The 17,135-nt window shown below is 45.2% G+C and carries 20 protein-coding genes and 2 pseudogenes; 11 read left to right on the top strand and 11 right to left on the bottom strand.

Features of this window, described 5'->3' with window-relative positions; all coding sequences use genetic code 11:
* Positions 1-10: 10 nt before the first annotated feature.
* The gene (locus tag KIV40_RS12425) at positions 11-475 is read right to left on the bottom strand and encodes a peptide-methionine (S)-S-oxide reductase (protein ID WP_285349476.1); all 465 of its coding nucleotides are present in this window, start codon (positions 473-475) and stop codon (positions 11-13) included.
* A gap of 158 nt (positions 476-633) precedes the next feature.
* On the opposite strand from KIV40_RS12425, the gene KIV40_RS12430 reads away from it, so the two are divergent.
* Together KIV40_RS12430 and KIV40_RS12435 are read left to right on the top strand one after the other, a co-directional pair.
* Complete coding sequence (locus KIV40_RS12430) at positions 634-1,023, top strand: VOC family protein (protein ID WP_103414533.1); 390 nt, start codon at positions 634-636, stop codon at positions 1,021-1,023.
* Between the two features lie 91 nt (positions 1,024-1,114).
* Complete coding sequence (locus KIV40_RS12435) at positions 1,115-1,855, top strand: DNA-binding transcriptional regulator YciT (protein WP_005436345.1); 741 nt, start codon at positions 1,115-1,117, stop codon at positions 1,853-1,855.
* A 5-nt stretch (positions 1,856-1,860) separates the two neighbouring features.
* Here the strand turns inward: KIV40_RS12435 and KIV40_RS12440 are convergent, their stop codons facing one another.
* On the bottom strand, positions 1,861-2,748 hold the full coding sequence (locus KIV40_RS12440) for a DMT family transporter (protein WP_228174246.1): 888 nt from the start codon (positions 2,746-2,748) through the stop codon (positions 1,861-1,863).
* Between the two features lie 117 nt (positions 2,749-2,865).
* Positions 2,866-3,222, bottom strand: a complete 357-nt coding sequence (locus KIV40_RS12445) for a VOC family protein (RefSeq protein ID WP_045454313.1) — start codon at positions 3,220-3,222, stop codon at positions 2,866-2,868.
* Positions 3,223-3,481: 259 nt separating this feature from the next.
* Here KIV40_RS12445 and KIV40_RS12450 point away from each other — a divergent pair, with 259 nt between their 5' ends.
* The 3 genes from KIV40_RS12450 to sodC all read left to right on the top strand — a co-directional run bounded on the left by KIV40_RS12450 (position 3,482) and on the right by sodC (position 6,171).
* The gene (locus tag KIV40_RS12450) at positions 3,482-4,996 is read left to right on the top strand and encodes a catalase (RefSeq protein ID WP_285349464.1); all 1,515 of its coding nucleotides are present in this window, start codon (positions 3,482-3,484) and stop codon (positions 4,994-4,996) included.
* Positions 4,997-5,091: 95 nt separating this feature from the next.
* A complete protein-coding gene (locus KIV40_RS12455) occupies positions 5,092-5,556 on the top strand; it encodes an ankyrin repeat domain-containing protein (RefSeq protein ID WP_005429471.1) in 465 nt (154 codons plus the stop codon).
* A 102-nt stretch (positions 5,557-5,658) separates the two neighbouring features.
* Entirely contained in the window at positions 5,659-6,171 is a 513-nt protein-coding gene (gene sodC / locus KIV40_RS12460) for a superoxide dismutase [Cu-Zn] SodC (protein ID WP_285349466.1), read from the top strand.
* 77 nt (positions 6,172-6,248) lie between these two features.
* Here sodC and KIV40_RS12465 read toward each other — a convergent pair whose 3' ends face one another.
* Positions 6,249-6,902, bottom strand: a complete 654-nt coding sequence (locus KIV40_RS12465; RefSeq protein ID WP_045374383.1) for a nicotinamidase — start codon at positions 6,900-6,902, stop codon at positions 6,249-6,251.
* Between the two features lie 31 nt (positions 6,903-6,933).
* The gene (locus tag KIV40_RS12470) at positions 6,934-7,659 is read right to left on the bottom strand and encodes an NUDIX domain-containing protein (protein WP_285349467.1); all 726 of its coding nucleotides are present in this window, start codon (positions 7,657-7,659) and stop codon (positions 6,934-6,936) included.
* 390 nt (positions 7,660-8,049) lie between these two features.
* Between KIV40_RS12470 and pncB the strand changes: the two genes are divergently transcribed.
* A complete protein-coding gene (gene pncB / locus KIV40_RS12475; RefSeq protein ID WP_285349468.1) occupies positions 8,050-9,360 on the top strand; it encodes a nicotinate phosphoribosyltransferase in 1,311 nt (436 codons plus the stop codon).
* A gap of 42 nt (positions 9,361-9,402) precedes the next feature.
* On the opposite strand, the gene KIV40_RS35435 is transcribed toward pncB, so the two are convergent.
* Positions 9,403-9,585, bottom strand: a complete 183-nt coding sequence (locus KIV40_RS35435; protein WP_005429476.1) for a hypothetical protein — start codon at positions 9,583-9,585, stop codon at positions 9,403-9,405.
* Positions 9,586-9,734: 149 nt separating this feature from the next.
* On the opposite strand from KIV40_RS35435, the gene KIV40_RS12480 reads away from it, so the two are divergent.
* The 3 genes and pseudogenes from KIV40_RS12480 to KIV40_RS12490 all read left to right on the top strand — a co-directional run bounded on the left by KIV40_RS12480 (position 9,735) and on the right by KIV40_RS12490 (position 11,198).
* Complete coding sequence (locus tag KIV40_RS12480) at positions 9,735-10,094, top strand: acyl-CoA synthetase (RefSeq protein ID WP_285349470.1); 360 nt, start codon at positions 9,735-9,737, stop codon at positions 10,092-10,094.
* An 18-nt stretch (positions 10,095-10,112) separates the two neighbouring features.
* Positions 10,113-10,459, top strand: a pseudogene (locus KIV40_RS12485) (GlpM family protein).
* A gap of 220 nt (positions 10,460-10,679) precedes the next feature.
* Positions 10,680-11,198 carry a glycine zipper 2TM domain-containing protein gene (locus tag KIV40_RS12490; RefSeq protein WP_285349471.1) on the top strand — a complete coding sequence of 173 codons (519 nt, stop codon included), beginning with the start codon at positions 10,680-10,682 and terminating at the stop codon, positions 11,196-11,198.
* A 69-nt stretch (positions 11,199-11,267) separates the two neighbouring features.
* On the opposite strand, the gene KIV40_RS12495 is transcribed toward KIV40_RS12490, so the two are convergent.
* Both KIV40_RS12495 and KIV40_RS12500 read right to left on the bottom strand, forming a co-directional pair.
* Positions 11,268-12,359, bottom strand: coding sequence for a transporter substrate-binding domain-containing protein (locus tag KIV40_RS12495; protein WP_103414526.1), 1,092 nt, complete (start codon positions 12,357-12,359; stop codon positions 11,268-11,270).
* Positions 12,360-12,555: 196 nt separating this feature from the next.
* Positions 12,556-13,464, bottom strand: a pseudogene (locus KIV40_RS12500) (DMT family transporter).
* Positions 13,465-13,558: 94 nt separating this feature from the next.
* Between KIV40_RS12500 and KIV40_RS12505 the strand changes: the two are divergent.
* Positions 13,559-14,443 carry a LysR substrate-binding domain-containing protein gene (locus tag KIV40_RS12505; protein WP_228174241.1) on the top strand — a complete coding sequence of 295 codons (885 nt, stop codon included), beginning with the start codon at positions 13,559-13,561 and terminating at the stop codon, positions 14,441-14,443.
* Positions 14,444-14,551: 108 nt separating this feature from the next.
* Here KIV40_RS12505 and KIV40_RS12510 read toward each other — a convergent pair whose 3' ends face one another.
* On the bottom strand, positions 14,552-15,061 hold the full coding sequence (locus KIV40_RS12510; protein ID WP_285349472.1) for a copper resistance protein NlpE: 510 nt from the start codon (positions 15,059-15,061) through the stop codon (positions 14,552-14,554).
* A 200-nt stretch (positions 15,062-15,261) separates the two neighbouring features.
* Between KIV40_RS12510 and KIV40_RS12515 the strand changes: the two genes are divergently transcribed.
* On the top strand, positions 15,262-15,492 hold the full coding sequence (locus KIV40_RS12515; protein ID WP_012129983.1) for a hypothetical protein: 231 nt from the start codon (positions 15,262-15,264) through the stop codon (positions 15,490-15,492).
* Positions 15,493-15,575: 83 nt separating this feature from the next.
* On the opposite strand, the gene KIV40_RS12520 is transcribed toward KIV40_RS12515, so the two are convergent.
* A complete protein-coding gene (locus KIV40_RS12520; RefSeq protein ID WP_285349474.1) occupies positions 15,576-16,892 on the bottom strand; it encodes an IS4 family transposase in 1,317 nt (438 codons plus the stop codon).
* 12 nt (positions 16,893-16,904) lie between these two features.
* A partial coding sequence (locus KIV40_RS12525; protein ID WP_285347800.1) for a transposase occupies positions 16,905-17,135 on the bottom strand: 231 nt, incomplete at its 5' end.

Consider the following 17,135-nt stretch of genomic DNA (forward strand, 5'->3'; position numbering starts at 1 on the left):
GCAACAAAGCCTACTTATGCAGCAAATCTAACGGGATATGGCAGTAGTCGTTTGGAAAGCGCGTGAGTCTGTCTTGGTGCTCATCATCACTTGGTACATAGTTTGTGAGTGGCAGTACTTCTACGGCGATCTTCTCGGCATCTGGTCTTGCGGCGATAAATGCTTTTGCAATGGTGAGATGTTGTTCGTTTTGGCTATAGACTCCAGTACGGTACTTTTCACCTACGTCTTCACCTTGCTTGTTAACGCTGTGCGGGTCGATTATCTCAAACAGATACCCCATTAAAGTTTCAACCGACACTTGTTCAGGGTCGAACTGGGTTTTCACGCATTCGGCGTAGCCATCGTATTCGGATTGAGTGTTATCCGTCGTGCCATTTGCTCGTCCTGCTTCGGTGCTGATTACGCCGGGAAGGTGGCGCATAAATTCTTGAACGCCCCAAAGGCATCCGCCTGCGAAGTAAATTTCTTCCATCATTCTGTCCTGAAAAACTTTGCGCCATTATGGGCATCACTTTCATTCAAACACAACTCCAACCATAAAACAGGAACAACTCAGAAGTGATTTGCTCTCTTTTTTGCGCTGCGTTTCCTCGTTAGATTGAACGCAGTTAAGAGCTAGGGGGAATCCTAATGAAAATTGAACATATCGCGATTTGGACTGAACGTTTGGAAGAGCTAAAAGCCTTCTATGAGAAATACTTTAACGCGGTGTCTAACGACAAATACCACAACCCAACTAAACAGTTTTCATCTTACTTTCTTTCGTTTGAAAGTGGTGCACGATTGGAGTTGATGTCGATGGAAGGTGTGACCGCTTGTGAAAAATCTCATGCAATGCAGGTAACGGGGTTGGCACACTTTGCTTTCGCTCTAGGATCACAGAAGGCAGTGGATCAATTAACCAAAACCTTAGTAGATGATGGCTACCAATGGATCGACGGCCCGAGACAAACTGGTGACGGTTACTACGAAAGCTGCGTCTTAGATCCGGATGGCAACCGTCTTGAGCTTACGGTGTAACGCAGTTTAGCTTACTTCCATCGTTCACAGGCTGCTTTCATATGAAAGTCTTCGGGCGTATACTGCAAGCTCATCAATAAGGAGCGAGCCTGTGAACTCAAGACAAAATGAAATCCTGCAATTGGTTAATGACCGCAAACGCGTTCAAGTGACGGAGCTTTCTGACATCATTGGCGTGTCGGGCGTGACCATCAGGCAGGATTTGAACTTCCTTGAGCAACAAGGCTACTTAAAGCGTGTACACGGCGCTGCGACGGCGCTACAAAGTGACGATATTGATACGCGACTCGAAGTGCGCTTCGACATCAAACAAGCGTTAGCCAACAAAGCGGCAGACTTGGTATCACCAAACGAAACCGTATTAATCGAAGGCGGCAGTGCCAATGCGCTCTTGGCTCGCACGTTGGCTGAACGTGGTGATGTCACCATCATTACCCCATCGGCGTACATCGCTCACCTCATCCGTAACACCTCAGCTAACATCATTTTGCTCGGTGGTGTGTATCAGCATCAAGGCGAGAGCTTAGTTGGACCGTTAACCAAGCTATGTATCGAGAACATTCATTTCAGCACCGCTTTCCTGGGGATTGACGGCTTCCATCAAGACACTGGCTTTACTAGCCGAGACATGATGCGAGCAGAAATCGCTGAAACCATCATTGCGAAAAAGCGCCGTAACATCGTACTGACGGACTCAAGCAAGTTTGGGCAAATCTACCCATCTTCGATTGGTAAAACGAGTGAAATCTCGGTGCTGTTAACTGACGAAGCCGCTCCGAAAAGCGACCTCGAACAGTTGAGAAAGCAAGGTGTAGAAGTGGTGTTGGGGTAACGAATCTACTTTGCCCTTCTCTTAGCAAGCACGGCGGCAGGGGAGAAGCCTGTCACCAACATCGTTCCACTAAGCACCAGAATGGTACCTATGATGGTATTGAAGCCGATCGGCTCGCCCAGAATTAAATAGCCCCATAGGATGCCAAAAACAGGGACAAGGAACGTGACCGTGAGGGCTGAAGTCGGGCCAATTTCAGAGACTAAGTGGAAGTAAAGTAAGTAGGCTAAGCCAGTACATAGCACACCGAGTGTAATCACAGAGCCCCATTCAAAGGTGCTCGGTTCTGCCCGCATTGGCAAAAATGGCAGCAAAGGAAGTACCCAAATCACGGCTGCCCACATACTGCCGTGAGCATTATCAAAGGCTGGTACTTGTCGCGCATTCTTGGTGTAGTTGGTTGCAATACCGTAGCTGAATGAAGCCATTAAACTCGCCCCGATAGGGAATATTGCTTCATTGCCAATGGTTGAAGAATCCAAGCCAACAAGAACGGCGACACCGCCAATACCTATCATCATGCCAAGAATCGCTTTTGCGCTTAACGGGCTGCGATACCAAACAAAGCCAATTAAAGCCCCCCATATCGGTGCCGTTGAGTTGAGAATAGCTAACGTTGATGCATTCAGTGTTTGTGCTGCATACGCGAAAAGCAGAAAGGGTATGGCACTATTAAACAAGCCAATAATGAAAAAGTGTTTAATGTGTTTGAAGAAGACAACTCTCTTTCTGAGGTAGAGGGCAATCAACAATAATGCTACTGCTGCGAAGGCTACCCGAAACTCAATTAAGTAAGCGGGTCCAAATGTATTGGCGGCGACTCGCATAAATAGAAACGAACCTCCCCAAATAGCAGCGAGACAAAGTAAGCGAAAAAAACTGGCTGCACTCATGTTACATCCTTGGTCGAGGTCTAGCGCCTCATTGATTAATTGTTGCGCTAACAGTGACTTAAACCAAAGGTGAGATCAACCAATAATCCAATGTCAGTTCCGATTCTGGCTTATAAATTAATGACTCTCAGACCAGACCGCGAACTCATTGCCACTCGGTTCGGTGAAATGGAAACGACAACCTCCGGGGAATTCAAAGATCGGGCGTATGACTTGCCCTCCGAACTGCTCAACTTTGGCTAACGTGGCGCGAATATCTGAGCTGTAGAACACCAAAAGCGCAGCCCCATTTGTTGTTTGGCTGACTTGCTCCGCTACATAAAAGCCACCGTCTAAACCTTGACCTGTAAATGCGCTGTACTCAGGGCCGTAATCAACGAAGCTCCACTCAAAGGCTTGCTCGAAAAAACGCTTTGTTGCGCGGATGTCTGGAGTACCAAACTCAACGTAATTTAACTTTTCATGTTGGGGCATCATGGTGTCCTTTTCATCGATGTGTTTTTCTGTCAGTGTACTGGTTCATTCCTCGAGAAACTTATCACTTCCTCGAATTTTATTGCTAAACCTGATGTTCTGAGAAAAATTTCATAGATTTTCCCTATTAAATCTATCGTTATTTCCCATTAAACAAATGTAATCATTGAAGATATATTCTCGGTGGGCAGAAAAGAGCTTTTGAATACCCATTTGCCATATGAATGGCTAAATGGTTAGCACGCATTGGAGAGCAACCATGCAGATGTCAAAAAGCTTTTTATTAATTACAGTTGGCTTAGCCAGCACATCTCTACAGGCGCAAACCCTGACAAGAGACAATGGTGCACCAGTTGGTGATAACCAAAACTCTATAACGGCAGGTGAAAACGGCAGTGTATTACTGCAAGACGTTCATCTGATCCAAAAATTGCAGCGTTTTGCTCGTGAGCGTATTCCTGAGCGTGTCGTGCATGCTCGTGGTACGGGGGCTCACGGTGAATTCGTTGCCTCTGGTGATTTTAGTGATCTAACGGTTTCCGCTCCTTTTACTAACAAAGGAAAGGTAACTCCTGTTTTCGTTCGATTTTCGACCGTTATTCACTCGAAAGGCTCACCAGAGACACTTCGTGATCCACGAGGTTTCGCAACCAAATTTTATACTGAGCAAGGAAACTGGGACTTAGTAGGTAACAACCTACCTGTGTTCTTTATCCGTGATTCGATTAAGTTTCCAGATATGGTGCATTCTCTAAAACCGTCCCCGGTAACGAATGTACAAGACCCAAATCGTTTTTTTGATTTCTTCAGTCATGAGCCGAGTGCGACCAACATGTTGACTTGGGTTTACAGTAACCTAGGGACGCCTGCGAGTTACCGTACAATGGATGGATTTGGCGTTCATGCATACAAGTGGATCAATAAGCAAGGCGATGTGAACTATGTGAAGTTCCAATGGAAGAGCCAACAGGGTATTGAAAGTCTTCGTCCTGATGAGGTCACCGCTATGCAGGGCAAAGACTTTAACCATTTGACCAATGATCTGTACGAGGAAATTGGGCGTGGTAATTACCCTAAATGGGATCTTTACGTGAAGGTATTATCACCAGAAGCGTTGAGCAAGCTCGACTACAACGGCTTGGATGCGACCAAAGTATGGTTGAACGTACCAGATAAAAAAGTCGGTACTATGACGTTGAATCGACTGCCTGAAAGTTTCTTTTTAGACACCGAACAGTCGGCATTTGCGCCTTCAAACCTGATTCCTGGCATCGAGCCTTCTGAAGATCGCTTGCTGCAAGGTCGCTTGTTTGCGTACGCGGATACACAGCTATATCGCTTGGGTGCGAATTTATTCCAACTGCCAGTGAATCGTCCGTTAGCTCCGGTAAATAACCACAATCAAAATGGTGTGAGCAATAATGCTCAGGCAGCAAATGGGGACGTAAACTACGAGCCAAGCCGTCAGCTTGAACTGGTAGAAGACACGCAGTTTAAAGCGGTTGAAACCAAGTTGGTTGGTACTGTTCAACAAAAAGCGATCAGCAACCCACGTAATTTCTACCAAGCGGGTGTGTTGTACCGCAGCATGAACGAGCAAGACAAGAAAGACTTGATTGCTAACCTTGCTGGTGATCTGAACAAGGTAATGGATAAAGACGTCAAGGCAACGATGGTGAGCTATTTCTATCGTGCAGACAAAGAGTACGGTACGCGCCTAGCAAAAGCGACCGACACAAATCTCTCGCAAGTTAAAAACAAAGCGATGATGTAGGCGTAAAGTTTTGGCCTACGGGAGATAAATCTGCTCTTTTCTGCCCGGAAAACAGGGCTCCTGTAGGCCATTCTTGATTTGATGAGGGTGAGTCGATGAAAACACTATTTTTGCTCAGTTCTATTTTGTTTTCTCTGAGCTTGTCTTTCAGTTTGTATGCTTCTGAAGAAAAGCTAGAAACGGAATATCAGTCTTTAGTAACGCTGTTCTTTGATGCTGCCCGAATTGGCAATAATGAGGTGGTTGAAGCCTTTGTTTCACAGGGCTTTCCAATTGATCAACGCAATAACCAAAGTTATACGGCATTGATGGTTGCAGCATACCAAGGCAATAGAGAAACCGTCCGTTACCTACTGGACGCTGGTGCTAATGCTTGCTTGCAAGATAAGCGTGGTAACACCGCATTAATGGGGGCACTCATTAAGCGTGAAGTCGGTATTGCTAAGGACCTCTATCAAGCTGACTGCTCTCCAGAGCTACGTAATAAATCGGGTCTAAATCTCAAAGAATTTGCCGAAGTTTTTGGGCAGAGTGATGTTCTGAAATCTTTGGCAAAATAACATCACGCTTAGTTCTCCTACGGGAAACTCGCGATGAAATAAGTAAAGAGTCAAGCATATGCTTGAGTTCAAAAACAATACTAACAATAAGGATCTTATTTTATGAAACTAAGTGCCTTAATGGCGGCTTGCGTTTTGCTATCAGGTTCGGCTCTTGCCGATGAGTTAACGGTGGAAATGACCGATCTTGCAACAGGTAAGTCTGTTGGCGAAGTTGCGATTACAACTAGCGATTATGGTACGGTTTTCACTCCAAACTTAAGCGGTCTTCCATCTGGTGCTCATGGTTTCCATATCCACGCTAATGGCTCTTGTGATAGCAGCATTAAAGATGGAAAAACAGTGTTAGGTGGTGCTGCTGGTGGTCACTATGACCCTAAAGGTACTGGTCAGCATGGATTTCCTTGGACTGATGGCAACCACTTAGGTGATATACCTGCAATGTACGTAGATGCAAACGGCATGGCGAATCAACCTGTGCTTGCACCACGAGTTAAGCTAGCGGATGTAAAAGGTCGAGCGCTTATGGTTCACTTTGGCGGTGACAACCACTCAGATCATCCAGCGAAACTTGGCGGTGGTGGTGCGCGCATGGTTTGTGGCGTAATTAAGTAATCCCCCAAGCTTAGTACACGCAAAAACAAAAAAACGGTCCAGTTTTGCTGGACCGTTTTTTGTTATTCAGAGGGGGACTAAGCGAAGTTTTCTACGATGATGTCATCTGCATTTTTAACAAACACCGCGCCTTTCTCTTCCATTTCAGCAATGACCGCATTAATAGTATCTGGCAATACCGCGCGGCTAGATGCTAGGTTCACAATCACTTTGAAACCTAACTCTAGAGCTTGAGTGACGGACTTTTTCACACAAAAATCGAGTGCCAAGCCACCAACAACCACGGTGTCGATGTGGTTGAATTTTAAGAACTCATTCGCACCGGTGGTTTTGGTATCCGCCACGTCATGGAAAAAGATGCCGTAAGGGTGAGCGTCTGGATCCATACCTTTGTTGACTTGGAAATCGTATTCCAGAACAGGTGGCAGACCGTCTAGCAGTTCTACCCCAGTAGTACCAAGCACACAATGGCGGTTCCACTTAATATCCACATTGGGCAGGCCAACTGGCTCAAGCATATTTGCTGGCGTTTCTGCATCCCAAGCCGCTTTTGGTGGGTGCAAGTCACGGCTGACTAATTTCAAACGACCTTTCGTGTGGTTCTTAAGCAGCTCTGGAACGATTTCTAATGCGCCAGTAACTGGCAGTTCGTCAGGGCAAAGTTCGGTGAAACCTTTCTCTGGATCGACATCGATCACAGCAGTGGTTTGATAATTAACTCGAACGGTCATGGCAGACTCCTTGTCTGTCTCTATGCTTGCGTTAGCCACGCAAGCAGTTTTGGAAAAAGGTGACTTCGTCGCTTGCTAGGGCGTACACCATAGCTGGCTTACCGCCTTTGCCTTTGTTGGTAGAAGCGACTTTGTTGGTCGGCTTAAGTACGCCGGAATCAATCAAACGGCGTTTGATCGTCATTCGGCTGATGTCGATGCCGAACTCTTGATAGGCGGAAATAATATCGGCAACCAAAAACTCTTTATCAAGTGCGAACAGCAGGACAGAGGTGTATTCGATAGAGGCGCGCAGCTTTTGCCATGCTTTTTCAATCATCTTTTGGTGATCAAAAGCGAGGGGTTCTTCACCATCAAGGATTGCTTGGAGCGGAAACCACTTCAGATGACATTCTGGTACGCCAGCGTTATCGATTTGCTCTTTGTTGTTACGGTCAACCAAGGCGTAGTGAGTGATGTTCAGGCTCCAATCCTCAGGATCGCGCTTTGGGTCACCATCGACAAAGGCTTCACTAAAGTGACGAGGATAGGTGTGGATTTTTTCTCGGCAAATACGACGTCGTGCCGCTTCGAAGTTTTCGTCTGCTGGTCGTCCACCTTCGTCGGTCATGTCTTTATCAAACACGAACCCGCCGGGAAGAGCCCATACACCGTGGTACGGACGTTCCGGATTCGAACGTTTGATCAGCAACACTTCCAACCCTTTATCGGCGCAGCCAGATAGCCTGAATGGAATGATGTCGACGGTTACGATCATGATTTGGTCCTGAGAATAATTTGTAAGTAATCTAGCGCATAACAAGTAGTCAATCAATGGGTAAGTAACCGATTGTTAGAAACATGCTCATCGCTGCCTAGCGTTTCTCTTTAAGCAAGGGTGTGCTTATCTGCTGAGGTTATCCACAATAACTGTCGGATTTTTGTGCGTAAAAACCTTATAGAAATGAGTAGTTAGTAACAAAAGTTGACAAACCCTAAGTGGGTGTTTATTGTTTACGCAATTAAGTTAGTAACAACAAGTTATATACCCAAGTTTGCCTTGTTGAGAACTTTCCACCAACTTGGTTGGGAAAACAATAAGATGCGGTTTGTACCGTGCAGAGGGAATTTGGGTATAAACGAAAAAGGGCGTGTAGAAGGGCTCCGAATGACCACCAATTTATTTTCGTCTCGCATCATCCAAAGTGCGTTAGATTTTGACGTATACAAAGTGAATATGATGAGTGCTGTTGCAGCGCTCTATCCCGATGCGATGGTGTCTTATAAATTCATCGTACGCAGCGAAGAAGACCTGTCTGAATTACTGCCAGAGGTGAAAGCTGAAGTACTTAAACTGCAAGACATCACTTTCTCCACTGAAGAAATCGAGTACATCAAAGGTGTTGCACCTTATCTAAACCCTGAGTTTGTTGATGCGCTGCACGCGTTTCGTTTTAATCCTCAACGTGACGTTTCTTTTAACATTAAAACCATGGCAGATGGTACCAGCCAATTGCGCATTACCATCAATGGTCTTTGGAAAGAAACCATTCTCTACGAAACCATCATCATGAGTATTGTGTCCGAAGTGCGTAGTCGTGCACGTTGGGCAGAGATTCCAGTCGAGCAATTCCAATCTGTTTTAGAAGAGAAGGTTCGTCACCTTAAAGCAGAACTGAAACGTCGCAATATCACCAACTTTAAGTTTGCCGATATGTCGACTCGTCGTCGTTTCTCTTTCCAAGCGCAACGCTCAATGCTGCAGTATCTGAGCAAAGAGTTGCCTGACTGCTTAACAGGAACCAGCAACTACCACTTGGCGAAAGAGCTAGACCTAACACCGATTGGTACTGTGGCGCATGAATGGTTTATGGGTCATCAAGCATTGGTGAATGTTCGTGATTCACAAAAGGTGGCTTTGCAACGTTGGCAAAAGATGTTTAACGGCGCGTTAGGTATCGCGTTAACGGACACTATTGACATTGATGCGTTCTTAAAAGACTTTGATGAAGAACTCAGTAACGCGTACGTGGGAGTGCGTCATGATAGTGGCTGCCCTTACACATGGGGCGAGAAGATGATCGAGCATTACCAATCGCTTGGCATCGACCCAATGACGAAAACCTTAGTGTTTACCGATGGTTTGAACTTCGAGCAAGCGCTGGAAATTTGTGAGCACTTCCAAGATCGTGTTCAAGTGAGTTTTGGTATTGGTACGTCACTAGCGAACGACATGGGTGATTACGCAAACGCGCAAGGCATCGCATACAAGCCACTGTCTATTGTGATTAAGATGGTGTCATGCAATGGCTCACCAGTTGCTAAAATCAGTGATGAGCCAGAGAAAGCGATGTGCGAAGACATCTTCTTTTTAATGAACTTGAAGCGTCGTTTTGAGCAGCCACTTGATCTTGACGAGTGCCGTGTACTGATCGACCGTCTAGAGGATGAAGGAGATAATTACCTCATCGACGCCTGATAAGAGAAGTGAATTATTGATAAAAAGAGTGGTGCAAATGCATCACTCTTTTTGTGCCTCACAAACTTCGTTATATTTGATCTCGCACAGTGCCCCACACTTTGTGCGATAAGGGAGACGTTTACTGCCTGTATTGGCACGAACCCTCTTTACAATAAGCCCCTCTAGGTCGGCACTCTTTAGGTGTTTTTCTCGAACCTTCTTCCAGTAATCATCAAAAGCCATACTTCACCGTGTTGTCATTTTTATTTTTATAAATTTGTTATTATTCTATGCAACACATTCCAGCTTCTAATGTCAGAAAAATCCTAAAAATCGTTAAGTAAAAGGCGATTTGGTTATAGTACAAACAAAGATCAGGTCGGGAACTTACGATGAATTTGGTTGTGCATCTACAGAAGAAAGTGATTAACAAACACGGTTATGAGTGGGCGACGCGCCAAGCGTGGAAGTGTGGCATCAAAGCGAACCTTGTTAAGCGTGTAATTGGCATTTACAAGGGGCAAATCGTGTGTGTTGTTGAAGGTTGCCGCGCTGAACTGACGACACCAATTAATAACCCTCTGCATGACGATGAAAAACAAGGCCGTTACGTATTTGTTGGCGGAATTTTCTGGGAGCCAAACAATATCATTGCTCTGGGTTTTCCTGACTTTATGTTTATGCACTTACGTAGCCTTAGCCATCGTCATAAGTATCTAACGAATGATGAATTGTTTTTAAGTTTGGCTTAAGCATTCTGGAAAAATCGGATGACGAGTCTCTTTCTTAAATCTTTACTCGGTGCAGTCGCAGTGTTGATCATTGCTATGCTGTCGAAGTCGAAAAGCTTCTACATCGCGGGTTTGGTGCCATTGTTTCCAACTTTTGCGTTGATCGCTCATTTTATTGTGGGCAGTGAACGAGATATGGAAGCCTTGCGGCAAACGGCACTGTTTGGTATCTATTCTCTTATTCCTTATGCCGCGTATCTGATTTCAGTCTTCTATTTTAGCTATCGCTTGAGCTTGGTTGGCACATTAACAGCGGCGACACTTGTTGGGTTATGTTTGCTTCGATGTTGCTTGCATTTTGGACGCGATGGATGGTGCCTGCGTAATTATTACCCATCCTTACAATGTAGTTAGCCGAATACTCATAGCTCACCCTGATGTGATCTAGCTCTGATTTACCGTAGCTTGCTTTTTTGCTGACGTCATCTTAATAAAACAATGTTTTTTAACCTGCTAATGACAGAAGGCTTAATTTGACCTGATGTGAATTTCAGTTCGCGATTTACTATACCGCCAAGCAAAGATAACTGTACTGGGAAGTAATCCATGAATATGAAATCTATCGCAATCGCTGCAGGTGTTGTTGCTGTACTAGCAGGCTGTAAAGATAAGACGCCACCGGCACCAACAGAAGCGAACATTACGCTTGTTGAAGCGGTAACTGAAACAGTGAAGAACCCACACCAAGTGTGTAAAGACGTGGTTGTGACTCACCAAGTTGCACCGAAGGATAACAACAAGATCCTCGGCACGGTCGGTGGTGCCGCGGCAGGTGCTGCGTTAGGTAACCAAATTGGTGGCGGTTCAGGTAAAGTGATTGCAACGGCGGCAGGCACTATCGCGGGTGCAATGGCGGGTCGCGAAATCCAAGACAATGTTCAGAAGGGTGATGTTGTGACATCAACTGAGAAGCAATGTCATACCGAGTACACGACTTCTGAAAAAGTAGTCGGTTACGATGTCACTTACGAGGTTGCTGGTGCGCCAACCACGGTTCGTATGAAGAGCAAGCCTGCAGGCAAGACATTCCCAATTCAAGATGGCAAAGTGGTTCTACCGCAATAATCGCCGACAAACTTGAATATAAAAGCCCTTTGCTTAAACGAGCAAAGGGCTTTTTTGATCATGCAGTAATTACTTCTCGACAAAATAGTCGACTAAGGTTTTGCGCCACTCTCTCGACTCTCTAATCTGCAATAATGCGCGATTGATCTCTTCCTCATATTGGTTGTTTTCGGTCATGATGAAACCGTAGTTTTGTTTTTCCAATTGGTAAGGTAACACTTCAAGGTTTTCAAATTGTCCGCTCTGTCTGCCGTTACCAATCATGTACTTTAGGACGACATCATCAGCGACAATTGCTTCAACTTCACCGTTCTCCAATGCTTCCAGCAAGGTTGTCATGTCGTCGTAGCTTTTGTGTCGAATACCAAAACTGGTGAGCATGAGCGAAGAGGTCGTTGCTCCTTTGGCGCCAACTTGAACTTTGGCAAGGTCATTGACGCCTTTGATTTGAGAATATCCTTGGCTGAGCGTGAGCTTACTGGCTAAAACAGCGGTAATACTTGCGATGAAGAGCATGCTAAGTACACCGATTAGAACAGTGACGATACGCCCAGTCAGGCTCTTAAACTCAAAATAATTGAACGGGCCGCGAGTGATAAACAGTAAGCCAAGTATAAAGCTCTCAACCCAGCGACCGATTCGACTGTTCATTGAATACAGCTTTTCATTCTTTCCTTTCTCTATGATGTAGAAAAAAGCGCCGACTAAGCCTGCTATCAATACAATTGCCCCAATGATCAGCCATAACGCAGGGTTCAAGAATATCGATTTTAAGGTATGTAGGTAGCCTTGACGCTTAACCGCGATGGCGAGGTGTGTTTCATAAAAGGAGTGAGAAAAATCGGCAAATAACTCTCGTTCTGGTGTGATCGATATACAGGAGACACCAATATCGACTTGGCCAGTTTCAATCGCACCGAGGAGATCGTCGAGAGGATGATTTTCAAACTGAAACTCTACTCCCATGTTTTTGGCAATTCGCTCCCATAGCTCAACACTCAGGCCACTAAGTTCTTCACCAGTCGAATGAATAACAAAGGGAGGACAGGGATAAGTACCGACTTTGAGAGGGGCAGCGAAGGAGGCTGAGCTAAATAAGACAATAACGAAAAGTGCGGAAGTGACAAAGTGTTGAAGTGTCGATTTGAATACGTTTTGCATGCACAAGACCTCAAATAAGAGGCAGCTGTGAATTGTATCGAGAGCGAGAGTCACCCTAAAAAAATAAGAATGTTCAGAAACAGAGGGGGGTGGTGACGAATTCAGTACTGCCCTAGTTTTATTATTTACGTTTTTAACTATAGCAGTTGTTACCAAACAACAAGGGACAGTGAATTGCCCCTTGTTTCGGTGTCGTCTACGCCACAGGAGCTTGGTGGTGCTGTTGCTCTTCTGCGAGTTTGGCAGCTTGCGCTTGTTTTTGTTTGCGGCGTTCTCGTTTGGATAGCCAAACCAGAGGCACCACAATCATTACAGTACCAATTGCCATAAAGATATCCGGCACTTCACCAAACCAAATCAAACCAACGATTACTGCACCAATCAAGCCGCTATATTCTGCGCTGGCAATTTTGTTGCTATCGATAGAGCGATAAGCCAACACACAGGTTGCTGCATAAATCATGATGAACAAGCTTGAACCTGCCGCAATAGGGAAGTAACTCCAATCCCATGCTTCACCTTCAATAAACACCAACAACAATGATACCGGGATGCCGGCTAGGTTAGTCATCAACAGTGTGTGTGGCACAGATTGGTTCTTTGGCAGTTTGCGGATCAGCAGGTTGTTGATCGCCAAAGTGACTGCGACAACCAATGCCGATAGTGCTGCCCAATCAATCTGATCGGGACGAATAATCACAAGCACGCCTGCAAAGCCCAACACTGCCGCCGCAATTGATTGACCGGAAAGTTTCTCTCCAAAGAAGATGGCCGCCAGTGGCAGCATGATCAAAGGCGCGGCATAGAAGATCGCGTTCGCGGTGGCGAGTGGCATCGACGAGATGGCAAACTCCATGAAAATCGCGCCAGTTAACCAAACGTGCGCACGAACTGCATGCCACTTGAAGCCTTCCATTAATGGGGCTTGTTTAGTGAGTAAATACACGGGTAGTAACATCATCACAGCTGACAATTGTCGGTAAAACACAAACTGAAAAACCGGCACTTAATTACCGACACTTTTGATCAAAGCGTCTGAGAGCACCGCAACTAGGTTACCAACGATTAATAGCAGCATGGCTGCACCGACAGATGTGACTTTCACTTTATTCCTCTCCTCATTCTTTGCCAAAGAGTAGGTGATGTCATAGGGTGAATTGAAATGATATTTATTAGTTTAAGTATGAGATTTTTAGATAATGAAACTACCACCTCTTAGAGCGGTCCACTGTTTCGAATCCGTTGCGCGCAATTTGAGTTTTTCCCTTGCAGCAGAAGAGCTCAACGTGACCCAAAGTGCGGTGAGCCATCAGATCCGTATATTAGAAGACTACCTTGGTGAAGCCTTGTTTATTCGCCAGGGGCGTAAGTTGTCACTCTCGGATACCGGCTTTCGTTATCTTGAAGATATCAGCCCTGCTATTAGCGCGATTGCGATGGCGAGTCAAAAGGTGCGTGAAGGAGAAAAGGGAAGTCTACGGCTAGCGATTTACAGCTCGCTGGCGGTGAAATGGCTGATCCCAAGATTGGCGGACTTTAAGCGTCAGTATCCAGAAATCGATCTCTCACTCAATATGGTCGCCGGAGATCCCGAACAAACCGATAGTGTTGGTGATTGTTTTATCACAGTGCAAAAGCCGAAGCGTAATTATATGGCAGTACGCTTATATGATGAGACTTTGTATCCGGTATGTAGCCTCAATATCTGGAAAGAAATTCAAGACCAACCAATGCCGAATGCACTCTGGCACTATCCGATCCTTTCTACTGACTCTATCTATCGCGAACGAGGTAAAGATTGGGCAGAGTGGTGCAAAGCCGGTGGGTTTGAACTGCCAAAAGACATTGATATGCAGCACTTCAGTCACATGCTGCTTGCTATCGAAGCCGCTCGTTACGACCAAGGCATTACGTTCGCTAATGACTTCATGTTGAATGAACGAGATAAAGCTCAGGATTTGGTCTATATCCCTTCGCATGGACTGGAAACGGGAGACAGCTTTTACTTCGTGTATAAGAAGAATCGAGCTCACCAGCCAGAAATCATTAAGTTGACCAACTGGCTTAAACAGCAGTGCTTGTAGTGTAATTTGAGTGATTGCTTCGCTGTTCTCTCACGAAAATGAAAAAATCCGAGCTGGGGAGGCTCGGATTGGGTCTTTATCAGGATGAGATGAAATCGCTATTCAGCATTAAGGCATTTTGCTTAGGTTGTAGAATGACGCTAGCTCGCCTGTCGCTTTTTCGCCGTTCATATCCAGCTTCATTAGCATGTTTTCACCAACGAAGTACTGGTTCGGACCGGATTCATCAACCAATGTAATGGTGTTGCCTGATTCGTTCCAAGTGAACTTACCTTCCGATTTGATTGGGTCGCCTTCTTTACCCTCGTACAGCTCTACCAATGAGTAAGTGCCGTCTTCGTTCAGGGTTAGCGTGGTATCGATACCCGCGCAATCAGCACAAGGAAGTTTGCCTTTGTAAATGCCGTTCCAATCCAGCGCATTTTGCGCGTTGTGACCAGAATCAACAAAAGTATCTGTGGTGATCACTTGCTCTTCTTCAATCGGTGTTGCATCAACGGTGGTTTCAACTTCTGTTGCTTGAGGAACCTCAACCGCAGTTGTCTCCGCGGGTTTCTCATCCTGACAGCCTGCTAAGATGACGGCTGCACCAGTTAGTGCTAATAGTGTCTTTTTCATAATATTCCTCTCTAAATCAACGAGTTGATATACCAAAATAATCTCGTTGCTTGTATGCTAAGGTCACTTGGGTATACCGTGATAATAATAGACCTGTTTCCTAAACCTGCGTCAGAACAAAGCAAACCATTGAACAGCCTTTGTAAGAAAAACTCTTTAACGTCAGTGGTTTGAAAATAAAATGGAATAGGAAAAGAAAAATGGAAGAATTAGTTATAGGTGCGCTTAGGATATTGGGAGCACTTATTCGTTGGTTGTTGATCGAACTTTGTTTAGATAGGGTTGCTTATAGTATCGGTTACGCGGGATTGTATATTCTGACGTTAGGTAAAAGGCCGCATCGTCCCGTCTCGACAGAAATGCAGGGGCGGATTGTTCTGTTTGGTATCGTGTTGAGTCTGTTAATTTTCGCACTGCTTATATGGCTGTAGCGATAGCAATAACACCAATAGTAAAGAGACAACAAAGCAAACAAAAAGGCTCATCCGACGATGCAATGCCGTTCGGATAAGCATTAATGCTTATATCTAAATGGATATTTTGTAGGGACAAAAAGGACTGAACGTGGATACGTTCGGTCCTTTCTTTTATCCGGTAAAATGAAGTGACTTATGCTTTCCCTCATTTGCTTGAGTTTGCTCGGTAGAGCTCCATCAGGACTCAGTGCCAACCAACGTAACTGGGTATCTATTAAGTTTATTGCCGCTGTAAAGCTAACTCTAGTTGGGCTTACATCGGCGTCTTGAGCAATATGAATCATCTCTAAGCGCACCAAATTGTACGCTAGCAGTATTCCCCAAAGCTCTTGTCTAACACCAACAGCAAAACGACTTCTCAAGGTAACCTCGCTTTGTAGCTGAGTTTGCTTTATCTCACCGTAACCTTCTTCTATTTCCCAACGTTGCCAATAGACAGCTAATAAATCTTCTAATGAGTATTTCTCAGGATCAACAAGGGAAGTTATAAAGCCTTCAATTTCACCTTTTGGGTCTTTATAGAGGATGAGGCGTGCCTGCCAATGAGTCGGTAAATTAGGGTTATTACGCTGAGCTTGTGGTGAGATAGGCATAGAAATAAGCATGTCGTTTTCAGCAAAGTGCTCTACAACTTCATATCTTAATTTCCGTTTTACAGGGGTTAGCCAGTGACTATTGGAGGCTGCTGCATTCCACGATATCAACAGGTCGGCGGAAAAGTAGCAACGATCAAACAATGTTAGCGAGTTGGCTGGAACGTCTGCTAATAATCTGCGTGCTAACGTTGCCTCGCCAACCTGACAAGCATCGAATGCAGCCCCCATCATAAAGCGTGTCTCGGTCGCCATCAGGCCGACTAAGCGAAGTTGAGGGTAAGGTTTATGTTTTTGAGAAATGAATCCAAATGCTTTCGCATTGTCTTCTGAATCTTGACAACGAAAAGTTGTACCATCCACGGCCATGATGCTTAGCCCTAGCATCTTATCTTTTACTAGTGCGTCGCTCTCCCAAGCCGCCACAGAGGTTTTAAACAAAGCGGCAAGAGTTGCCTCATCTAAACGTCGCCTAGAGTCAGTTAGCACACTAGGTGCAACACGAGACCATGTATTCTGAGGTTCGGGTTGAAGAGCTAAGTCAAGAGAACTAAACACTTCCTTAATTGATTTATTCCGTTGCAGTCCCATCCAAATAACAAGCCAAACCGCTTGTTGCGCTGGTAAACGTCGTCTCCTAATACTTGCTTTAGATGTATCAAGCAAAGCTTGTTCTATCCATTCAAGTTGAATGGCATTAACTACAGACTCGTAGTTTTTACCATCCTCTACTGTTTCATGGTATGCGCCCCATGAACCCACGGGGCGGTGTTGTTAATGTTTGAAGTTCCAAGGTAGGAGCGCATCGATATCAGGCTCCGCTTTCGCGAGCTCTTTCATGCACTTGACCATGTAGTCGTAGAGGATAAGGCCGTTGGCTTTCGCTGTCTCGACGATGCTGTAAAGCATCGCGCTCGCATCAGCACCATTTGGTGTGTTTGAGAACAGCCAATTTTTTCTGCCAATGACCAGCGGTTTAATGGCGCGTTCAGCACGATTATTATC

Source organism: Vibrio sp. D173a, assembly GCF_030248475.1.